The organism is Streptomyces sp. NPDC001493 (assembly GCF_053597235.1).
In genome coordinates this window covers 445722-465594 of record NZ_JBSFHV010000003.1, presented here as the reverse complement: position 1 = coordinate 465594, position 19873 = coordinate 445722, and the positions used below count along the sequence as shown (strand labels likewise).

24 protein-coding genes are annotated in these 19873 nt (G+C 72.3%); 9 read left to right on the top strand and 15 right to left on the bottom strand.

The annotated features are described in order from the left end of the window. Window positions 1–26: 26 nt before the first annotated feature. On the bottom strand, window positions 27–305 hold the full coding sequence (locus ACWCWD_RS07585) for a GlsB/YeaQ/YmgE family stress response membrane protein (RefSeq protein ID WP_266702929.1): 279 nt from the start codon (window positions 303–305) through the stop codon (window positions 27–29). Between the two features lie 199 nt (window positions 306–504). Between ACWCWD_RS07585 and ACWCWD_RS07580 the strand changes: the two genes are divergently transcribed. Next, a complete protein-coding gene (locus ACWCWD_RS07580) occupies window positions 505–927 on the top strand; it encodes a DUF3099 domain-containing protein (protein WP_450770944.1) in 423 nt (140 codons plus the stop codon). Between the two features lie 222 nt (window positions 928–1149). Beyond that, window positions 1150–1407, top strand: coding sequence for a hypothetical protein (locus ACWCWD_RS07575; protein WP_450770942.1), 258 nt, complete (start codon window positions 1150–1152; stop codon window positions 1405–1407). Between the two features lie 83 nt (window positions 1408–1490). Here the strand turns inward: ACWCWD_RS07575 and moaA are convergent, their stop codons facing one another. From moaA to ACWCWD_RS07560, 3 genes are all read right to left on the bottom strand, one after another. Then, entirely contained in the window at window positions 1491–2480 is a 990-nt protein-coding gene (gene moaA, locus ACWCWD_RS07570) for a GTP 3',8-cyclase MoaA (protein ID WP_450770940.1), read from the bottom strand. A 228-nt stretch (window positions 2481–2708) separates the two neighbouring features. Beyond that, a complete protein-coding gene (locus tag ACWCWD_RS07565; protein WP_450770938.1) occupies window positions 2709–4352 on the bottom strand; it encodes a solute symporter family protein in 1644 nt (547 codons plus the stop codon). Next, window positions 4349–4714 carry a DUF485 domain-containing protein gene (locus tag ACWCWD_RS07560; protein WP_450770936.1) on the bottom strand — a complete coding sequence of 122 codons (366 nt, stop codon included), beginning with the start codon at window positions 4712–4714 and terminating at the stop codon, window positions 4349–4351. Before ACWCWD_RS07560 ends, ACWCWD_RS07565 begins: the two co-directional genes overlap by 4 nt. A gap of 306 nt (window positions 4715–5020) precedes the next feature. Between ACWCWD_RS07560 and ACWCWD_RS07555 the strand changes: the two genes are divergently transcribed. Continuing rightward, the gene (locus tag ACWCWD_RS07555; protein ID WP_450770935.1) at window positions 5021–6544 is read left to right on the top strand and encodes a S8 family peptidase; all 1524 of its coding nucleotides are present in this window, start codon (window positions 5021–5023) and stop codon (window positions 6542–6544) included. Window positions 6545–6626: 82 nt separating this feature from the next. Here ACWCWD_RS07555 and ACWCWD_RS07550 read toward each other — a convergent pair whose 3' ends face one another. The 4 genes from ACWCWD_RS07550 to ACWCWD_RS07535 form a co-directional block, all read right to left on the bottom strand. Then, complete coding sequence (locus ACWCWD_RS07550) at window positions 6627–7670, bottom strand: zinc-dependent alcohol dehydrogenase family protein (RefSeq protein WP_450770934.1); 1044 nt, start codon at window positions 7668–7670, stop codon at window positions 6627–6629. A 20-nt stretch (window positions 7671–7690) separates the two neighbouring features. Then, window positions 7691–8398, bottom strand: coding sequence for a lysoplasmalogenase (locus tag ACWCWD_RS07545; RefSeq protein WP_450770932.1), 708 nt, complete (start codon window positions 8396–8398; stop codon window positions 7691–7693). Then, a complete protein-coding gene (locus tag ACWCWD_RS07540; protein WP_450770931.1) occupies window positions 8395–9297 on the bottom strand; it encodes a sterol desaturase family protein in 903 nt (300 codons plus the stop codon). Before ACWCWD_RS07540 ends, ACWCWD_RS07545 begins: the two co-directional genes overlap by 4 nt. Before the next feature lie 114 nt (window positions 9298–9411). Beyond that, window positions 9412–10134, bottom strand: coding sequence for a VIT1/CCC1 transporter family protein (locus ACWCWD_RS07535; protein ID WP_450770930.1), 723 nt, complete (start codon window positions 10132–10134; stop codon window positions 9412–9414). A gap of 105 nt (window positions 10135–10239) precedes the next feature. Here ACWCWD_RS07535 and ACWCWD_RS07530 point away from each other — a divergent pair, with 105 nt between their 5' ends. The 5 genes from ACWCWD_RS07530 to ACWCWD_RS07510 all read left to right on the top strand — a co-directional run bounded on the left by ACWCWD_RS07530 (window position 10240) and on the right by ACWCWD_RS07510 (window position 15022). Further along, the gene (locus ACWCWD_RS07530) at window positions 10240–11214 is read left to right on the top strand and encodes a DEDDh family exonuclease (protein WP_450770928.1); all 975 of its coding nucleotides are present in this window, start codon (window positions 10240–10242) and stop codon (window positions 11212–11214) included. A 63-nt stretch (window positions 11215–11277) separates the two neighbouring features. Continuing rightward, the gene (locus ACWCWD_RS07525; RefSeq protein WP_136320436.1) at window positions 11278–11511 is read left to right on the top strand and encodes a hypothetical protein; all 234 of its coding nucleotides are present in this window, start codon (window positions 11278–11280) and stop codon (window positions 11509–11511) included. Window positions 11512–11571: 60 nt separating this feature from the next. Next, window positions 11572–12381 carry an SURF1 family cytochrome oxidase biogenesis protein gene (locus ACWCWD_RS07520; RefSeq protein WP_450770926.1) on the top strand — a complete coding sequence of 270 codons (810 nt, stop codon included), beginning with the start codon at window positions 11572–11574 and terminating at the stop codon, window positions 12379–12381. Window positions 12382–12468: 87 nt separating this feature from the next. After that, window positions 12469–14262, top strand: a complete 1794-nt coding sequence (locus ACWCWD_RS07515) for a glycoside hydrolase family 15 protein (protein ID WP_450770924.1) — start codon at window positions 12469–12471, stop codon at window positions 14260–14262. Between the two features lie 4 nt (window positions 14263–14266). Continuing rightward, window positions 14267–15022: an SDR family oxidoreductase gene (locus tag ACWCWD_RS07510; protein WP_450770922.1), complete on the top strand. Its 756-nt coding sequence runs from the start codon at window positions 14267–14269 to the stop codon at window positions 15020–15022. Between the two features lie 23 nt (window positions 15023–15045). On the opposite strand, the gene amaP is transcribed toward ACWCWD_RS07510, so the two are convergent. The 5 genes from amaP to ACWCWD_RS07485 form a co-directional block, all read right to left on the bottom strand. Beyond that, a complete protein-coding gene (gene amaP, locus ACWCWD_RS07505; RefSeq protein WP_450770920.1) occupies window positions 15046–15633 on the bottom strand; it encodes an alkaline shock response membrane anchor protein AmaP in 588 nt (195 codons plus the stop codon). Beyond that, window positions 15630–16325: a DUF6286 domain-containing protein gene (locus tag ACWCWD_RS07500; RefSeq protein ID WP_450770918.1), complete on the bottom strand. Its 696-nt coding sequence runs from the start codon at window positions 16323–16325 to the stop codon at window positions 15630–15632. Before ACWCWD_RS07500 ends, amaP begins: the two co-directional genes overlap by 4 nt. Beyond that, window positions 16322–16675, bottom strand: a complete 354-nt coding sequence (locus ACWCWD_RS07495) for an Asp23/Gls24 family envelope stress response protein (protein ID WP_327175034.1) — start codon at window positions 16673–16675, stop codon at window positions 16322–16324. The genes ACWCWD_RS07500 and ACWCWD_RS07495 overlap by 4 nt, the downstream gene beginning before the upstream one ends. Next, window positions 16672–16863 (bottom strand): hypothetical protein, encoded by a 192-nt coding sequence (locus tag ACWCWD_RS07490; RefSeq protein ID WP_266702963.1) that lies wholly within the window; start codon window positions 16861–16863, stop codon window positions 16672–16674. The genes ACWCWD_RS07495 and ACWCWD_RS07490 overlap by 4 nt, the downstream gene beginning before the upstream one ends. Before the next feature lie 98 nt (window positions 16864–16961). Next, a complete protein-coding gene (locus tag ACWCWD_RS07485; RefSeq protein WP_450770916.1) occupies window positions 16962–17441 on the bottom strand; it encodes an Asp23/Gls24 family envelope stress response protein in 480 nt (159 codons plus the stop codon). A gap of 96 nt (window positions 17442–17537) precedes the next feature. Between ACWCWD_RS07485 and ACWCWD_RS07480 the strand changes: the two genes are divergently transcribed. Further along, window positions 17538–18419: a hypothetical protein gene (locus ACWCWD_RS07480; RefSeq protein WP_450770914.1), complete on the top strand. Its 882-nt coding sequence runs from the start codon at window positions 17538–17540 to the stop codon at window positions 18417–18419. 50 nt (window positions 18420–18469) lie between these two features. Here ACWCWD_RS07480 and ACWCWD_RS07475 read toward each other — a convergent pair whose 3' ends face one another. Further along, entirely contained in the window at window positions 18470–19261 is a 792-nt protein-coding gene (locus ACWCWD_RS07475; RefSeq protein ID WP_450770912.1) for an enoyl-CoA hydratase/isomerase family protein, read from the bottom strand. Window positions 19262–19405: 144 nt separating this feature from the next. Then, entirely contained in the window at window positions 19406–19627 is a 222-nt protein-coding gene (locus tag ACWCWD_RS07470) for a helix-turn-helix domain-containing protein (protein WP_266702971.1), read from the bottom strand. Between the last annotated feature and the right edge of the window lie 246 nt (window positions 19628–19873).

The following is a 19873-nucleotide window of genomic DNA, read 5'->3' as shown; positions in this document are numbered from 1 at the left end:
CCGTCGGGGGTGTCGCCCGTCCGGAATCAGGTTCTCTGTTTGCCGTGTCCCCGGATCGACTGCCAGACCACGTCGCCGACACCGACCACCGCCACCGCGCCGATCAACTGGAGCACGTGCCGGATCCAGTCGATGCCCTTGGTGTCCTCGACGCCGATCCAGGCCGCGACGGCGTTTCCGAGGATGCTGCCGATGATGCCGAACACGGTCGTCAGCCAGAGCGGGATGTCCTGCTTGCCCGGAAGGATCGCCTTCGCGATCAGACCCAGCACCAGGCCCACGATGATCGCCCACAACCAGCTCATACCGCCTCCTCGAACTGCGCGTCCTGCGCATATGCGCTCAAGTCTCGTGTGCGGGCGCTTCCCGCGCATGTCGGGCGATGCCGTACGGGTACCGGGAGGGCGCGACCGGCCCACCCGGTCTCGATCGCGGAGCGGGCCGGGCGTACCGTGATAGCGGTCCGGTCCGGGGCGTCCGGCGCGGCGAGCAGGCGGTGGAGACATGATGGGCAAGCGCAACGACGCGGAGGTCTTCCGGATCACCGGGGCCCGGCAGGGGCTGGCCGACGACGTGCGCGGCCGGCAGCGCCGGTACGTGATCTCGATGTCCGTGCGGACGGTCTCGGTGATCCTCGCCGCGGTCCTGTGGAACGTCGAGCGGCACATCTCGATCGTGGCGCTGGCCCTGGGCCTGCTGCTGCCGTACGTGGCCGTGGTCATCGCCAACGCGGGCCGGGAGAACACCCCTTCGCTGCCGTCCACCTTCGTGCCCGCCCCCGTGCTGCCTGCCCTGGAACCGGGCTTCGGAGCGGGAACGGGCGACGGAACGGGTGCGGGGCACGCCTTCGAGGACCGCGCCGGAACCGGTACGGACACGGCCGCCGGGACGGACGGTCGCACCCGGTATCCGCACGGGCACGGATGAGCTTCGCCCGCGGGCGGAGCTCAAGAAAACCTCAACTCAATCGTGGAGTTCAGGTGCACCCCGGCAGGGCGTGCGTGACATACTCCTTTATGCGCTCCGCATCCCCCGTCGGAGCGAGAGACCGACGCCGAGCAGCTCCCCCCGTGGCTGCTCGGCGTCGTTTTTTCTCGCCCTCCGGACGCGCGCGGAGGCCGCCCCGCCGGCTGTTTTAGGGTGGAGGCCGTGAACTTCCCCCTGACTTCCGCCGAGAGCGACACCGGTACCCCCATCTGCTCCGCCAAGGGCTGCCGCGCGGACGCGGTGTGGGTGCTCGCCTGGAACAACCCCAAGCTGCACACCCCGGAGCGCCGCAAGACCTGGCTGGCCTGCGAGGAGCACCGCGAGCACCTGTCGCAGTTCCTGGGGGTGCGGGGTTTCCTGAAGGACGTGGTGGCGCTGGCCGACTGGGAGGCGCCGGCCTCGGACACGGCCCAGGACTGATCCCCCGCGCCCAGGACTGACCGCCTGCGCGCAGGACTGGTCCCCCGCGTACAGGACGGCGGCCGCCGGAGCGGTACGCCTCGTCAGCCGCCGATCGAGGACATCGGCCGGTCGGGCTGGAGGAAGGACGGGTCGTCCAGGCCCGATCCCGCCTTCTTCCCCCACATCGCGACGCGCCAGAGCCGGGCGATCTCCTCGTCCGGTGCGCCGGAGCGCAGCGCGGTGCGCAGGTCGGTCTCCTCGCGGGCGAAGAGGCAGGTGCGGACCTGCCCGTCGGCGGTGAGCCGGGTACGGTCGCAGGCCCGGCAGAACGGGCGGGTGACCGAGGCGATGACCCCGACGCGGTGCGGGCCGCCGTCCACGGTCCAGCGTTCGGCGGGGGCGGAGCCGCGGGCGCCGTCGTCCTCGGCGGTGAGCGTGAAGCGGGTGCGCAGCGAGGCGAGGATGTCACCGGAGGTGATCATGCCGTCGCGCTTCCAGCCGTGCTGGGCGTCGAGGGGCATCTGCTCGATGAAGCGGAGCTCGTAACCGTGGGCGACCGCCCAGGCGAGCAGGTCGGGGGCCTCGTCGTCGTTGAGTCCGGGCATGAGCACGGAGTTGACCTTGACGGGGGTGAGGCCCGCCTCGTGCGCGGCGGTGAGTCCGTCGAGCACGTCCCTGTGCCGGTCGCGGCGGGTCAGGGTCTTGAAGACGTCGGGCCGCAGGGTGTCCAGGGAGACGTTGACCCGGTCGAGGCCGGCGGCCTTGAGGGCGGCGGCGGTGCGCTTGAGCCCGATGCCGTTGGTGGTGAGGGACATCCGGGGGCGGGGAGTGAGCGCGGCGCACTGCTCGACGATGCCCACCAGTCCGGGGCGGAGCAGGGGCTCGCCGCCGGTGAAGCGCACCTCGGTGATGCCGAGCAGTTCGACGGCGATCCGGACGAGCCGGACGATCTCCTCGTCGCTGAGCAGTTCGCTCTTGCCGAGCCACTGGAGGCCCTCTTCGGGCATGCAGTAGGTGCAGCGGAGGTTGCATTTGTCGGTCAGGGAGACGCGCAGGTCGGTGGCGACCCGGTCATAGGTGTCGATGAGCATGTGCGCCCCTCCCCCGATGGCTTTCACGGCGTGTCCGTGGTTCGGTCCTGACTCGTCCCTTCCGAGACTACGCGAGCCGGGCGGCCGGACCCCGCGCACGGTGGTTCCGCGCCCGCTGGTTCCACGACGGGTGGTGCCACGACCGGCGCCGGTCACCCGTGAGGACTCTACGGTGTGACCGGCGCGTTGGGACGTGCTCGATCCGTACGCTTGTGTGAACTCCCGCGCTCAGTGTGCGGCGACGCCGGTGAGGGACTTGACCTCCAGCTCGGCGTACTTGCCCTTGTCGGGCTCCTCCTTGGAGAGCAGGGTGCCGATCAGGCCGAGCAGGAAGCCCAGCGGGATGGAGATGAGGCCGGGGTTCTCCAGCGGGAACCAGGCGAAGTCGACGTCCGGGAACATCGAGGTCGGCTTGGAGGAGACGACCGGCGAGAAGAGCACCAGCAGCACGGAGGAGGCGAGCCCGCCGTAGATGGACCAGAGGGCGCCCTGGGTGGTGAACCGCTTCCAGAAGAGGCTGTAGAGGATCGTCGGCAGGTTGGCGGAGGCGGCGACGGCGAAGGCCAGGGCGACCAGTCCGGCCACGTTGAGGTCGCGGGCCATGGCGCCGAGGCCGATGGAGACGATGCCGATGGCGACGGTGGCCCACTTGGCGGCGCGGACCTCCTCCTTCTCGGTCGCCTTCCCCTTGCGGATGACGTTGGCGTAGATGTCGTGGGCGAAGGACGAGGAGGACGCCAGGGTGAGTCCGGCGACCACGGCGAGGATGGTGGCGAAGGCGACGGCGGAGATCACCGCGAGCAGTACGGCGCCGCCGGTGGAGCCGGAGCCGCCGCCGATCTCCAGGGCGGCCAGCGGGGCCGCGGTGTTGCCCGCCTTGTTGGAGGCGATGATGTCGTCCGGCTTGAGCAGCGCGGCGGCGCCGAAGCCGAGCACGATCGTCATCAGGTAGAACGCGCCGATGATGCCGATGGCCCAGTTGACGGACTTACGGGCGGCCTTGGCGGTGGGCACGGTGTAGAAGCGGATCAGGATGTGCGGCAGTCCGGCGGTGCCGAGGACCAGGGCGATGCCGAGGGAGAGGAAGTCCAGCTTCGAGGTGCCGGTGGCGCCGTACTTGAGGCCGGGCTCCAGGAACGCGTGGCCCTTGCCGCTGTTGGTGGCGGCGGTGCCCAGCAGGTCCGAGATGTTGAAGTGGAACTTCAGCAGGATCAGGAAGGTGATGAGCAGGGTGCCCGCGATGAGCAGGACGGCCTTGACCATCTGCACCCAGGTGGTGCCCTTCATGCCGCCGATCGTGACGTAGACGATCATGAGCAGGCCGACCAGGGCGACGATGGCGATCTTCCCGCCGTCGCTGGTGATGCCGAGGAGCAGCGAGACGAGGACGCCGGCCCCGGCCATCTGGGCCAGCAGGTAGAAGATCGAGACGACGATGGTGGAGACGCCCGCGGCGGTGCGTACCGGACGCTGGCGCATGCGGTAGGCGAGGACGTCGCCCATCGTGTAGCGGCCGGAGTTGCGCAGGGGTTCGGCGACCAGGAGCAGGGCGACGAGCCAGGCGACGAGGAAGCCGATGGAGTAGAGGAAGCCGTCGTAGCCGAAGAGGGCGATGGCTCCGGCGATGCCGAGGAAGGACGCCGCGGACATGTAGTCGCCGGAGACGGCGAGTCCGTTCTGGAAGCCGGTGAACTGGCGTCCGCCCGCGTAGAAGTCGGCGGCGCTCTTGGTCTGGCGGCCGGCCCACACGGTGATGAAGAGGGTCGCGACGACGAAGACCGCGAAGAGGGTGATGATCAGCGTCCGGTGGTCGCTCGCGCCTTCGGCTGCGGCGAGCTGGACGGCGGGGTGCGCGACCTGGGCGGCGCTCATGCGTCGGCCTCCATACGGGACTTGATGGCCGCCGCCTTCGGGTCGAGCTTGGTGGCGGCGTGGCGGGAGTAGAACCACGCGATGAGGAAGGTCGTGGCGAACTGGGCGAGCCCGAGGACGAGCGCGACGTTGATGTTGCCGGCGACCTTGGTGCCCATGAAGTCGCCCGCGTAGTTGCAGAGCAGGACGTAGACCAGGTACCAGGTGACGAAGGCGACGGTCAGCGGGAAGGCGAACGACCGGTGCGAGCGGCGCAGTTCGGCGAATTCCGCGCTCTCCTGGACCTCCAGGTAGGCCTCGGTGGTGGGCTGGTCCCGACCGGTGTCCGTACTGTGTTCGGGCGGCGGTGCATCGGTAGCCACGGATTCTCCTCGCGACGCGGGTGCGGTGATGGGCGACGTGATCGGTTTCATGGGGAACCTCCGCTGGAATCGGTCGTGCGACTCCCCTGACAACGGCACGTGCGGCGCGACGAAGCGGTTCATTCCCGCTTTCGGCCGTCGCGGATGGCGTGAAAGCCCCCCGAACGGCCCGCGTAGATCACCCTTCGAACTCGTTTGCCTCAATTCATTGATGCGTGGCGATGATCGACGCTAACTTCACTGGTCATGTACCCGACCAGACACGCAAGGTGTCCGGCCGGCTGATACGGATGATGTGGAGAACCCATGGCTCATCTGGCATCCCGGCGCGTACGTGCACTCGCGCTGCCCGTAGGAATCGCGCTCACCGCTTCCCTCGGCTTCCTTCCGGCCACCACCGCCTCGGCCGCGTCGGCCCCGGCCGTGTCGCAGGACGGCCCGAAGCTCAGTTACGTCGTGAACACCGAAGGCAGTCACAAGACCGTCGAGCAGGTCGAGAAGGCCATCGCGAAGGCCGGCGGCACGATCGTCGTCGCGTACGACCAGATCGGCGTCATCGTCGTCCACTCGCAGAACCCGGCGTTCGCGGAGACCATCCGCAAGGTGCGCGGTGTCGAATCGGCCGGCGCCACCCGCACCAACCCGATCGTCCCGCAGGCGACCACCGACGTGGGCGCGGCGGCGCAGCCGCTCACGGCGGCGGAGGCGGCCGGCGCGGCCGAGGGCGCGACCGTGTCGCAGGATCCGCTGGAGCCCTTGCAGTGGGACCTGCCCGCCATGAAGGCGGACAAGGCCCATGAGATCACCCTCGGCAGCAGGAACGTCACGGCAGCCGTGATCGACACGGGCGTCGACGACACCCACCCGGACCTGGCGCCCAACTTCGACGCGGCGGCCTCCGCCAACTGCGTCTCCGGCGCCCCCGACACCACGCCGGGGTCCTGGCGCCCCGCCGCGGGTGAGAGCGACCACGGCACCCACGTGGCCGGCACCATCGCCGCGGCGAAGAACGGGATCGGCGTCACGGGCGTCGCCCCGGGTGTGAAGGTCGCCGGGATCAAGGTCGCGACCTCGGACGGGTTCTTCTACACGGAGGCCGTCGTCTGCGGCTTCGTCTGGGCCGCCGAGCACGGCGTCGACGTGACGAACAACAGCTATTACACCGACCCGTGGCTCTACAACTGCAAGAACGACCCCGACCAGGGCGCCCTGGTCGAGGCGCTCGGCCGGGCCACCCGTTACGCCGAGGGCAAGGGTGTCGTGAACGTCGCGGCGGCCGGCAACTCCGCCGAGGACCTGGCGGCCAAGTCGATCGAGGACTCGACGAGCCCCAACGACACCGTCACCGAGGACCGGGTCATCGACCCGCGCACCTGCCTCGACATCCCGTCGATGCTGCCGGGCGTGGTGACCGTCTCCGCCACCGGGGCGAAGGGACTCAAGGCGTCGTACTCGAACTACGGTTACGGCGTGGTCGACGTGGCCGCCCCCGGCGGTGACTCGACGATCTACCAGAAGCCCGAGGCCCCGGCGACCAGCGGCCTCATCCTCTCGACGCTGCCGGGCGGCCAGTACGGCTACAAGGCCGGTACGTCGATGGCGACCCCGCACGTCGTGGGTGTCGTGGCCCTGATCGAGTCGAAGCACCCGCACGCCTCGCCCGCCGCGGTGAAGGCGCTGCTGGCCCTGGAGGCCGACGCCACCGCGTGCGGAGCCCCGTACGACATCGACAGCGACGGCACCGTCGACGCGGTCTGCACGGGCGGCAAGGCGTACAACGGCTTCTACGGAGCCGGCAACGTGGACGCGCTGGACGCGGTCAGCTACTGACGGCGCTCGAAACGGAGGGGCCCGGAGCGCGTCTGCGCTCCGGGCCCCTCCGGCGTCCGTTCCCTACGGCTCGACGAGGACCTTACGGCTTGACGAGGACCTTCAGCGCGGTGCGCTCGTCCATCGCCTTGTATCCGGCGGGCACCTCGTCCAGCCCGACCGCCAGGTCGAAGACCGGCGACGGGTCGATGGTGCCGTCCAGCACGTCGGGGAGCAGCTCGGGGATGTACGCGCGCACCGGGGCGACCCCGCCGCGCAGGGCGACGTTGCGGTTGAACATGTCGCCGAGGTCCAGGCCGGTGCCGCTGCCGTGCGGGACGCCGACGTAGCCGACCGCCCCGCCGTCGCGGGCGATCCCGAACGCGGTCCGCATGGACTGCTCGGTGCCGACCGCCTCGATGACGCTGTGCGCGCCGGCGCCGCCGGTCAGCTCGCGTACGGCGGCCACGGCCTCCTCGCCCCGCGCGGCGACGACGTCGGTGGCGCCGAAGGCCCGGGCGATGTCGGTACGGGCGGTGTGGCGGCCCAGCGCGATGATCCGGTCGGCGCCGAGGCGCTTGGCGGCCATGACGCCGCAGAGGCCGACCGCGCCGTCGCCGACGACCGCGACGGTGGAACCGGGCTTCACCCCGGCGCCCACGGCGGCGTGGTGGCCGGTGCCGAGCACGTCGGAGAGGGCCAGCAGCGCGGTGAGCAGCCGGTCGTCGGACGCCGCCTCGGCGGGGAGCTTGACGAGGGTGCCGTCGGCGAAGGGGACCCGGACGGCCTCGCCCTGTCCGCCGTCGGAGCCCTCGGAGCCCCAGAACCCGCCCTGCGGGCAGGAGGTGTGGAGGCCGTCGGCGCAGTAGGCGCAGGTGCCGTCCGACCAGACGAAGGGGGCGACGACGAGGTCGCCGGCGGTGAAGCCGGTGACTTCGGAGCCGGCCTGCTCCACTATGCCGAGGAACTCGTGGCCGATGCGCTGGCCGGGCTTGCGGGCGGACTCGCCCCGGTAGGCCCACAGGTCGCTGCCGCAGATGCAGGCGCGCAGCACCCGGACCACGACGTCGGTGGGCTGCTGGACGACCGGGTCCGGCACTTCCTCCACCCGGATGTCGTGCGGGGCGTGGATGACGGTGGCGCGCATGTGGGGGTTCCTCGCTGGTTTCAGGCGGTTTCAACCTTTCCACGGTACGCCCTCGTCGGCGTGGGTCTCCCGATACCCCCGAGTGCTCCGGCGGTCAGCAGGAGCTGGGCGGCGAGGTAGGTGAGCATGACGAGGAAGTCGTGGCCGGGCGGCTGCGGCCAGCCGGCGACCCCGGTGGCGATCAGCGAGTCGGAGAGCAGGAAGAGCGCCCCGCCGGCTGCGGCGTACCGGCCGAGGGCGCCGGAGCGCCAGGCCATGGTGGCGAGCAGCAGGCTGTACCCGGCCATCGGCAGGCGCATCCCGGCCGGCAGGTCGCCCCACATCGCCACCAGGACGGCGGCGAGCAGGGCCGCGTAGGCGCCGCCCGCGGCGCGCGGGGCGGGCGCCCGGCCGAAGAGCCGGAGGTAGCAGAGGTGTCCGGCGGCGAAGGAGCCCATGCCGAGGAGGAAGGCGGTGTCGTGGTCCACCATCAGGGCCAGGTCGCCGCCCCATCCGAGGAGCAGCGCGGCGATGAGCCACCGGGGCCCGCCCCGGACGGCGGCGTACGCGGCGAGCACCGGCATCAGCAGCGGCTTGGCGAGGAGGTGGGCGGTCTCCGCCCCGGCCAGCAGCCCGCCCAGGTCGACGGCCGACAGGACGAGGTAGGCGGCGAGCAGCAGGGGCGCGGAGCGGGCCGCCCGCGCGTGAGGCGTCCCACTCCCGGAGCCGGCTCCCGCGCCGCCGGTCATCCGGTGGTCCCGGCGACCGGAGGGTGCTGCGGGGCCGCGGCGCCGGTGGGGGCGGGGGCGGTGGTTCCGGCGGGCTGCCAGCCGGGGCCGCGGAAGACCCGTCCGGCGCGCTCGCTCCAGCTTCCCGCCGCCCGGACGTCCCGGGCGATCGCCGCGTACTCGTGGGTGGCGACGCGCAGCGGGTTGTGGGTGGCGATGTTCTTGGTAAGGCCGTAGACGGGCCGTTCGGTCTCCTCGGTGAACGATCCGAAGGCCCGGTCCCAGAGGATCAGGATGCCGCCGAAGTTCCGGTCGAGGTAGCCGCCCTGGGAGGCGTGGTGCACCCGGTGGTGGGAGGGCGTGTTGAGGACGTACTCGAAGGGCCGGGGCAGCTTCCCGACGCGTTCGGTGTGCACCCAGAACTGGTAGACGAGGTTGGCCGACTGGCAGAAGGCGAGGGCGGCCGGGTGCACCCCGCAGGCGACCAGCGGCAGGTAGAAGGGCCAGACGGTCGCGGAGGTCCAGGGCTGGCGCAGTGCGGTGGTGAGGTTGAACTTCCGGCTGGAGTGGTGGACCACGTGGCAGGCCCACAGCAGGCGGACGACGTGGTGGCCCCGGTGGGACCAGTAGTAGAAGAAGTCCTGGGCGAGCAGCATCAGCGGGACCGTCCACCACAGGACGGGGACCCGCAGCGGGGTGAGTTCGTACACCGCCGTGTAGACCGCGACGATCGGGATCTTCCACAGCAGGTCGAAGCCGAGGGAGCCGAGCCCCATGGTCACGCTGGTCGCCGCGTCCTTGGCGTCGTACCCGGCGGCGTCCTCGTCGGGATGGAAGCGGTAGCTGATCATCTCGACGACGGTGAGCAGGACGAAGGCCGGCAGGGACCACAGCACGACATCGGGCAGGTTCGGCTCCATGCGATGAACCGTAGGGCCGCCGGAGGGTGCCGGAACAGACGTTGTTACCACCAAGTAAGCCGGGGCAACCACCCCTGATATTTGGCGAGTTCCACCAAAGCGGCCGTATCGGGTTCACACCCCGGCCATCCCCAGCAGCGTCCCCGCCGCGTAGGTGACCGCCATCGCCACCGCTCCCCCGCCGGCGTTGCGCAGCACCGCCGGGGCCACCGGCGCGTCGCCCAGCCGGGCGCTCCACCAGCCGGTCGCGGTGAGGGCGACGAGCACCGAGACCACGGTCACCAGCAGCCGGTACGAGGACGGGGGCAGCACGATCGCGAGCAGCGGCAGCAGCGCGCCCGCCGTGAACGCGAGGAAGCTGGCGCCCGCCGCGTGCCAGGGGTTGGTGAGTTCGTCCGGGTCGATGCCGAGCTCCACCTCGGCGTGGGCGCGCAGCGCGTCGCGTTCGGTGAGCTGGAGGGCGGCCTCGCGGGCCACCTCGCGGCTGAGGCCCTTGCCCTCCAGGAGGTCGGTCAGCTCGACGAGTTCCGCCTCGGGTTCGTCCCGCAGTTCGCGGCGCTCGGTGGCGAGGGCGGCCTTCTCCGAGTCGCGCTGGGTGGAGACGGAGACGTACTCCCCGGCGGCCATGGACATCGATCCGGCGAGCAGTCCGGCGAGTCCCGCGGTGAGCAGCGCGCTCCGGTCGCCCGTGGCGCCCGCCACACCGACGACGAGTCCGGCGGTGGAGACCACCCCGTCGTTGGCTCCGAGGACGGCGGCCCGCAGCCAGTTCAGCCGGGTGGAAAGGGCTCCGTCGTGGGGCTCGTCGTGCTCGTTCCTGGCCTGGGTCTCCGTCACCTCCGGATCGTCTCACCGCGGGCGGCACGGACGGGAGGACCCGTACCGCATCGCCGTCCGGGAGGCGGCCGAATAGGGGACTGTCGGTCGGGGCCCGTATTCTCTGTGACCATGCTCGACGACCGTCAGACCGCAGCGCCGTGGCCGGCCGCGTATCCCCAGGGGTACGCGGTCGTCGACGTGGAGACCACCGGCCTCGCCCGCGACGACCGGATAATCTCCGCCGCCGTCTACCGCCTGGACGCCCGGGGCGAGATCGAGGACCACTGGTACACGCTGGTCAACCCGGAGCGCGACCCGGGGCCGGTGTGGATCCACGGCCTGACCTCCGAGGTGCTCGAAGGCGCCCCGCTCTTCACGGAGATCGCCGCACGGTTCTCGGAGTACCTCGCCGGCCGGGTGCTGGTCGCCCACAACGCCGCGTTCGACTGGTCGATGATCGCCCGGGAGTACGCCCGCGCCTCCGTGGTCGCCCCGGTCGAGCAGCGGCTCTGCACCATCGCGCTCGCCAAGGAGCTGCGGCTGCCGCTGCCCAACCACAAGCTCTCCTCGCTGGCCTCGCACTTCGGGGTGGTGCAGGAGCACGCGCACCACGCGCTGGACGACGCCCGGGTGCTGGCCGAGGCGTTCCGGCCGAGCCTGCGGGCGGCGGCGCGGGACGGGGTGCGGCTGCCGCTGCTGGAGTGCCGGCCGCTGACCGAGTGGTCGGACTCGCCGGTGCGCCCGAAGGTCGGTCACCAGCCGTCGTACGGGCAGAACAGCTGGCGCCCGGCGCGGAAGCGGCCGGCCTGCCCGTACCCCAACCCGGGGCGGTACAGCCCGGACCGGCCGTTGAAGCAGGGCATGCGGGTGGCGTTCTCCGGGGACACCTCGGTCGACCGCGAACTGCTGGAGGACCGTGCGGTGGAGGCCGGACTCCATGTGGCGACGAGTGTGTCGCGGCTCACCAGCCTGCTGGTGACCAACGACCCGGACTCCGCGACCTCGAAGACGGTCAAGGCGAAGTCGTTCGGTACGCCGGTGGTGGACGAGGCGGCCTTCACCCATCTGCTGCGGGACGTGGCACCGGCATCGGAGTGAACCGGCGGCGACTCGCCCGCCGGCCGCTCGCCCGCCGCGCGCCCGCGTCCCACCCTGTGGCGCATGGCACGTTGTGAGGTTTGCGGAAACGACTACGGGATGTCCTTCGAGGTGCACGCGCAGGGCGCGGTGCACGTCTTCGACTGCTTCGCCTGCGCCATCCACCGCATGGCGCCGATCTGTGAGCACTGCCGTGTGCAGGTGATCGGGCAGGGCGTCGAGGTGGACGGGCACTGGTTCTGCGGCGGCCACTGCGCCCGCGCCGAGGGGAAGGCGGGCATCGTGGACAAAGTGTGACGGGCCCGACGGACCACCCCACCGTGAGGCACCCCATGACCCCGGTTGTACGGTCATGGGGTGTACCGCTTCCTGTTGACCCGGCAGTGGGTGCTCGTCACCCTCCTCGTCCTCGTCCTGATCCCGACCATGGTCGAGCTGGGCTTCTGGCAGCTGCACCGCCACCAGCACAAGGTCGCGCAGAACGCCCTGATCGCGCGGAACCTCTCGGCCGCTCCGGAACCGGTCCAGCGGCTCACCTCGCCGGGGCACACCGTGCCCCGCGCGGACTACTGGCGCACGGTCAGCGCCCGCGGCACCTTCGACTCCGCCCACGAGGTCGTGGTGCGCCGCCGCACCTCCGACGACGGCCGGATCGGGGTGCACGTCCTCACCCCGCTCGACCTCGACGGCGGCGGCACGGTCATGGTGAACCGCGGCTGGGTCGAGTCCGCCGCCGAGCAGACGGCCTTCCCCGACGTACCGGCCGCTCCCAAGGGCGATGTCACCGTCACCGGACGCCTGATGGCGGACGAGACGACGGGCACCAGCGGCATCAAGGACCTCAAGGGGCTGCCCGACCGCCAGGTGATGCTGATCAACAGCGCCCAGCAGTCCGCGCTGCTCTCCCGCCCGGTCCTCGGCGGCTACATCGAGATGACCGCACCCGGGGCAGCGGGGAACTCGCCCGAGCAGATCGCCACCCCCGACCACGACTCCATCGGCCCGCACATGGCGTACGCCGTGCAGTGGTGGCTGTTCGCCGCCGCCGTCCCGGTGGGCTGGACGGTCCTGGTGCGCCGCGAGAAGGCCGACCGGGCCGAGGCGGCGGCGAAGGCGGCAGCCGGGGCCGCGGGCGGCGCCGGAGAGCCGGAGCCCGCGCACGCGTAGGGCACGCGGCGAGCGAGTGCCGGGGCCGTGCACACCCGGTCGGCCCGGCCTGCTTAGCAACAGCCCCATTCGGGAAAACGCAACTGCGTGACTCAACGTATCGAGGACTACGCCCTCATCGGCGATCTCCAGACGGCCGCGCTCGTCGGCAGAAACGGTTCCGTCGACTGGCTCTGCCTGCCCCGCTTCGACTCGGGCGCCTGCTTCGCGGCACTGCTGGGCGACGAGGACAACGGGCACTGGCGGATCGCGCCCGAAGGCACCGCCGCGTCCGACACCTGCACCCGCCGCGGCTACGCCGGTGACTCGCTCGTCCTGGAGACGTACTGGGAGACCCCCACCGGCACCGTCAAGGTCACCGACTTCATGCCGATGCGCGACAAGTCGCCCGACGTGATGCGGATCGTCGAGGGGGTCAGCGGGAGCGTCGAGATGAGCTCCGTGCTGCGGCTCCGCTTCGACTTCGGCTCCATCATCCCGTGGATGCGCCGCTCGCACGGCCACCGGGTGGCGGTCGCCGGACCGGACTCGGTCTGGCTGCGCAGCGATCCGCCGGTCAAGACGTGGGGGCAGCAGTTCAGTACGTGCTCCTCCTTCACCGTCGCCGAGGGCGAGCAGGTGGCCTTCGTCCTGACCTGGCACCCCTCGCACTCGCCGCGCCCGAAGCTGATCGACCCGTACAAGGCGCTCAAGCACACCCTGAAGGACTGGGCGAAGTGGGCGGAGACCTGCACGTACCAGGGGAAGTACCGGGACGCGGTGGTCCGGTCGCTGATCACGCTGAAGGCGCTGACGTACCGGCCGACCGGCGGGATCGTGGCGGCCCCGACCACCTCGCTGCCCGAGGAGATCGGCGGCGTACGGAACTGGGACTACCGCTACTGCTGGCTGCGGGACGCCACGCTGACCCTCGGCGCGCTGCTCGCGGTCGGCTATCTGGACGAGGCGGCGGCCTGGCGGGACTGGCTGCTGCGCGCCGTCGCCGGCGACCCGGCCGACCTCCAGATCATGTACGGGCTGGCCGGTGAGCGCCGGCTGCCCGAGACGGAGCTGCCCTGGCTTGCCGGGTACGAGAACTCCCGGCCGGTCCGCACCGGCAACGCGGCGGTCCGCCAGCTCCAGCTCGACGTGTACGGCGAGGTCATCGACTCCCTCCGCCTCGCCCGGGACGCGGGTCTGACCGACAAGCCGCACGCCTGGAACCTCCAGCTCAGCCTGCTCGGCTTCCTGGAGTCCACCTGGCGGGAGCCCGACGAGGGCCTGTGGGAGATCCGGGGGGAGCGGCAGCACTTCGTCCACTCGAAGGTGATGGCCTGGGTCGCGGCGGACCGCGCGGTGACCTCCCTGGAGTCCGACCCCTCGCTGCCGGGCGACCCGGACCGCTGGCGCGCGATGCGCGACGCGGTGCACGCCGAGGTGTGCGAGAAGGGGTACGACCCCGTACGGAACACCTTCACCCAGTCGTACGGGTCGAAGGCGCTGGACGCGGCGACGCTGCTCATGGTCCGCACGGGCTTCCTGCCCCCGGACGACCCGCGGATCGTCGGCACGGTCGACGCGATCCGCGCGGAGCTGGGCAGCGACGGCCTGGTCCGCCGCTACAGCACCGAGGAGGCGTCGGTCGACGGGCTGCCGGGCGAGGAAGGGGCCTTCATCGTCTGCACGTTCTGGCTCGCGGACGCGCTGCTGCGGACCGGGCGGACCGCCGAGGCCGAGGAGATCTTCGAGCGGCTGCTGGAACTCCGCAACGACGTGGGCCTGCTGGCCGAGGAGTACGACACGGTGGCCGGCCGTCAGCTGGGGAACTACCCGCAGGCGTTCAGTCATATCGGGCTGGTGAACACGGCGGTGGCCCTGGCGGGGGAACAGGCGGCAGGATAGGGCCATGGATCTTGGACTGAAGGACCGCGTCTACGTCGTCACCGGGGCCAGCCGGGGGCTGGGCAACGCCGCGGCGACCGCCCTGGCGGCGGACGGCGCGAAGGTGCTCATCACCGGCCGCGACGAGAAGAGCGTCACGGCCGCCGCCGCCGAGCTCGGCCCGGACGCCCTCGGCGTCGCGGCCGACAACGGCGACCCGACGGCCGCCCGGATGATGCTGAACACCGCGAAGGAACGGTTCGGGCGGCTCGACGGGGTGCTGATCAGCGTCGGCGGCCCGCCGCCCGGCACCGCCGCCGGCAACACCGACGAACAGTGGCAGTCGGCCTTCGAGTCGGTCTTCCTCGGCGCGGTGCGCCTGGCCCGCGCGGCAGCGGCCGAACTCGGCGAGGGCGGGGTCATCGGCTTCGTGCTCTCCGGATCGGTCCACGAGCCGATCCCGGGTCTGACCATCTCCAACGGGCTGCGCCCGGGGCTGGCCGGTTTCGCCAAGTCCCTGGCGAACGAGCTCGGGCCGCGCGGCATCCGGGTGATCGGGCTGCTGCCCTCGCGGATCGAAACCGACCGGGTGCGTGAGCTCGACGCGCTCTCGGGCGACGCGGACGCGGCCCGTGCCGCGAGCGAGGCCGGCATTCCGCTGCGCCGGTACGGCACGCCCGAGGAGTTCGGGAAGACCGCCGCCTTCCTGCTCTCCCCCGCCGCGTCCTATCTGACCGGCATCATGCTGCCGGTGGACGGCGGTACCCGGCACGGGTTCTGAGCCCGGGCCGCGTACCCGCTCCGTCAGGTGACGCGTTCCGCGCGGTGCTTGACGGCCTTCAGCAGCACCTCGGCCGGCAGCTCGTCCAGTCCGGCCGAGGCCCGGGCGTGGGCCAGTGCCTCGTCGGAGAGGCCGCGGAGCGCCTCCGCCGGGACGGCGTGCGGTTCCAGCCGCATGCGGACCCGGGCCTGCGGGGCGGTCCGGCGGCCGGTCAGCGCGACCTGGGCGCGGGCGACTCCGTCGAGGCCGCCCGCCTCCGCGGCGAGCACGCCCTCCAGGGCCCGGCCCCGCAGCAGCGCCCCCTCGCCGTCGCCGCTGTCGACCAGCACCGCGGCGAGCCGGGCCCGCCGCAGCTGGGCGAGCAGCCACCACAGGGCGAGGACGACGAGCACGGCGAGGATCGCGATGACGGTCGGCCACCACCAGCCCTCGTCGCGCCAGCGGCCCCGGTCCGCGTCGCTGAGCAGCACGTCGGACTTGCCGCTCCACGGGAACCAGGACGGCACGGCGGCGCCGAGGCCGGTGGCGAGCACGGTGCCGCCGACGGCGACGAGGATCAGTCCGGCGAGGGCGAGCAGGACCCGGTTGACCGTGCGGAGCATGGCGCTCATCCCTTCTTGGCGGCCCGGTGGACACGTACGGAGAGCTTCGGCGGTTTGGCGAGGCCGAGTTCGGCGATGGCGGTGGTGAGCGCGGACTCCAGGTCGGCCCGTACCTCGCCGAGTTCCCGGAAGTGCGAGACGGCCCGGACGGCGGCCTTGCGGCGTCCCGACCTGACGCGTACGGACTGCACCCCGGAGACCTCCTGGGCCCGGTCGCGCAGGACCAGGGCCGCGGCGGTGCGGTCGAGGGCCGCGTGCACCCCGTGGTGCCGGCGGCTCATCGTCAGCAGGGAGCGCAGCCCCGGGGTGAGGGCGAGGAGGAGCAGCCACAGTCCGAGCGCGGCGGCGATCCCGGCGCCGGTGAGCGCCCAGACGTCGTCGAGGGAGCGTTCGGCGAGGCCGTCCGCCAGCGAGCGCCGCCACCGCATCGCCGGGTGGTCGGCGCGTACGGCCGCCACGTCGTAGAGGAAGAGCCCCGAGGCGCCGAGCACCACGAGCGCGAGGAGGGCGGCGGGGACGCGGCGGGCCGACCAGAAACGTCCGGCCCGCCCGCCCACCGGCTCTTCCGCCACGGGGACGGGCCGGTACGTGGACGAGGAAGCGTTCCGTTCGGGGCCGAGCGGCTCCGGCGCGACGACGGGAAGCCGCCGGGTGCCGTGCTCCGGGCCGTCCGGACCGTCGGAGTAGGAGGGCTCACTCACCGGATCCTCCCCTGTCCCGAGGAACCCGTCGCCGCCGAGTGCAGGCGTTCGATCCGTACGGCCACCTCGGGCACCTCCATTCCCGCCAGCGTCCTGACCCGCTCGGCCACCTGTCGGCGTACGGCTCCGCACTGGCGGCCGATGTCGCTGGGGTACCCGAGCTCCAGGCTGACGTGTACCCGGGCGGAGTCCCGGTGAACGGTGACGGAGGCATTGGGCGGTGAGCCGTCCTCGGGGACCTCGTCGATCGCCTCCCGGGCGGCCTGTGCGGCGATCTTCGCGACGACCCGGTCGGCGATCCGGGTCTCGCCGCGCTCCGCTGCGGGAACCGGGCCGGTCACCGGGGTCACCGTTGCCGGTCGCCGCGCTCGCGACTCCGGAAGAAGTCGCCGGGTTCCCAGTCGCCGTCCAGGAACCGGCCGGCGATGAAGCCGACCGCGCCCAGTGCGGCGACCAGCAGAAAGGCACCGAATCCGCCGAAGTACCCGGCGAACCCGAGCGCCATGCCGGCCACCATGCCGACCACGGCCATGCTCATGCTGACTCCTCAACTCCCTCGACGCGCGGGGGTGAACGGACCCGGTGGACCGGCGGTCCACCGGGCGTGATGGGCCGCCGGGTGCACGGCGGCCCGGATCACTGGACCCGGGAGGAGGACCCGTCGTCCTCGTCGTCCTCCTCGTCGGGCAGCTTGACGTCGCTGACCGCGATGTTGACCTCGACCACTTCGAGCCCGGTCATCCGCTCCACGGCGGCGACGACGTTCTCGCGGACGTCGCGGGCCACCTCGTGGATGGCCACGCCGTAGTCGACGACGATCTCCAAGTCGAGCGCGGCCTGGGACTCGCCGACCTCGGCCTTCACCCCGCGGGCGGGCGACTTGCCACCCCCGCCGGGCACCCGGTCCCGCATGGCGCCGAAGCTGCGGGAGAGCCCGCCGCCCATGGCGTGCACGCCGTCGACGTCGCGGGCCGCCAGGCCGGCGATCTTCTCGACGACACCGTCCGCGATCGTGGTCCGCCCGCGGGTGCCGGCGTCGCCGCCCCCGCGCTTGGTCAGGCCCCTGCCTTCGCCGGAAGCATCCGGGCCGGGGCGCTGCGTGGTGGTCTCGCTCATGGCCGCTCATCCCTTCGATGGGGCAGGGGTGTACTTCCTTGCCCACACTAAGTGCGCCAGCCCGGGACCGCGCTGTGGATGCGGCAGGCTGGGGCGATGACAACGGCGGACGGCGCCCGGCGGGCGGATGGATGGACGGCCTCGGTGCGCGAGCGGCTGGGGCTGGGCCGGTTGCTCCCTCTGGGTGGTCCGGCGGACGGAGCGTGGATCGCCGAGCGGGCCGCCGCCTCGGTACTGCGGGACTCGGCGGTGGGGCCCGGCGCGGTGCTCGGGCGGCTGCGCATCGGTGCGGCGACGGCGGGCACGGCCCCCGGTGAGCCGGAGGAAGGCCCGGGGCGAGGGGCCGGAGCCGGGCCGGGAGCGGGTCCGGGAGAGCGGTACGGCGCAGGGCTGCGGGAAGAGCCCCGGGAGGGGCGCGTCCAGGGGCCGCCCGCGCCGCCGAGCGCGCTGCCGCCGGGTCCGCTGCGGATCGAGGCGGAGTTCACCGCCACCGCCGACCGGCCGCTGCCCACGTCCGCCGCACTGCTCCGGGCAGCACTGATGGAGGCCGCGTCACGGCGGCTGGGGCTGGACGTGGCGGAGGTCGACCTGCGGGTGACGGGCCTGCTGGACGCGGGGACATCCCCGGCGGGGACCTCGCCGGCCGGCCCGGCGGCGCCCGGGGAGCGGGTGGCCGGGGAGCGGGCGGCCGGGGAGCGGGCGGCCTTCCCCCGGCCGGAGGTCCGCGCCGGACGGGACGACGGGGCCGCGGGGCTGGCCGCCGCCGCGGTCCCCGGCGTCGTCTCACTGACCCAGGTCCTGGGTGCGCCGGTGACCACCGCCGCCGATCACGTACGCGTCGAGGTGGCGACGGCCGGTGGGCACCGCGCGCTCGACGTGGCCCGTGCGGTGCGCACCGCCGTGACGGATGCGCTGGAGGACGGGCCGCCGGTCTCGGTGCTGGTCACCGCTGTGGTGGAGGCCCCGGAGACCGGCTGATGCCGTCGGCCGGCAGGGCAGAGGCGCCGTCGGTCGGTGAGGAGGCGCCGTCAGTCGGTGAGGCCGGCCAGATCGCGCAGCCGGCGGCCCTGCGCGGCGCGCTCGGCGGCGCGCTGCTCCTCGTAGGTGCGTGAGACGGCGCCGCGCAGCAGTGCCTTGGTCTCGATCACGGCGTCGCGCGGGGCGGCCAGCAGTGCGGCGGCCAGGTCCTTGGTCGCGGCGTCGAGCTGGTCGGCGGGGACGACGAGGTTGGCGAGGCCCGTGCGCTCGGCCTCCGGGGCCAGCACGAAGCGGCCGGTGGCGCAGATCTCCAGCGCGCGCGCGTATCCCACGAGGTGCACCAGGGGATGGGTGCCCGTGAGGTCGGGGACGAGCCCGAGGCTGGTCTCCCGCATGGCGAACTGCACGTCCTCGGCCGCGATCCGCAGATCGCAGGCGAGGGCGAGCTGGAAGCCCGCCCCGATGGCGTGGCCCTGGACCGCGGCGATCGACACGATGTCGTTCCGCCGCCACCAGGTGAACGCCTCCTGATACTCGGCGATGGTCGCGTCGAGCCCGGATTCGGGCCCGCGCGCCATGTCGAGGAAGGACGGCTCACCGTCGAAGCCCTCGGGAGCGAACGCCTGCCGGTCGAGGCCCGCGGAGAAGGACTTGCCCTCGCCTCGGAGCACAACGACCCGCACATTGCCGGGGACAGCCCGCCCGGCCTCCGTCAACGCCCGCCACAGAGCGGGAGACTGAGCGTTGCGCTTGGCCGGGTTGGTCAGGGTCACCGTGGCGACCGCGTCATCGACGGTGAGTCGTACGCCGTCCTTGTCGAGCAGCGGGTCGAGCGAGGTCATCGTGCGCCTCCGGATAGGGGTGCTGTCAGCACTTCACTTGATAAGTGACTGAACAGTAACCACCTGGCCGGCCGTCTGGCCGACCGGGTGGTCCACCCCGGTTCCGGCGGGCTTCCGCCCGCGCCCCGAACCCGCCGCCGACCGTCAGGCCGATGCGGCCTTCTTGCCGCGTGTGGCTCCGCCGCGTCCCCGCAGGGTCACGCCGGACTCACTCAGCATCCGGTGGACGAATCCGTAGGAGCGGCCGGTTTCTTCGGCCAACGCCCGGATGCTCGCCCCGGAGTCGTACTTCTTCTTCAGGTCTGCCGCGAGCTTGTCGCGCGCGACGCCGGTAACCCGGCTGCCCTTCTTCAGAGTCTCGGCCACCCGTGCCTCCTCAGGGGAAGTGCGCTCTGGTTTCTCATGATCACCCCTACCGTGCGCCCTGGCCACCCATTCGGCAAGGTACGTACAGCCCGATTCCGGACCAGGGAAGGGCGCCGCGGAAGCGGAATGAAGCATTCCGAGGGGCTCAAGAGGCAGGTGGGGAGAGCACGAAAGAGAAAGCCCAGGTCAGGGCTGTACGGGGTGAAAGTGCGGATACGACGGCGCCCGGCAGGTACCTGCCGGGCG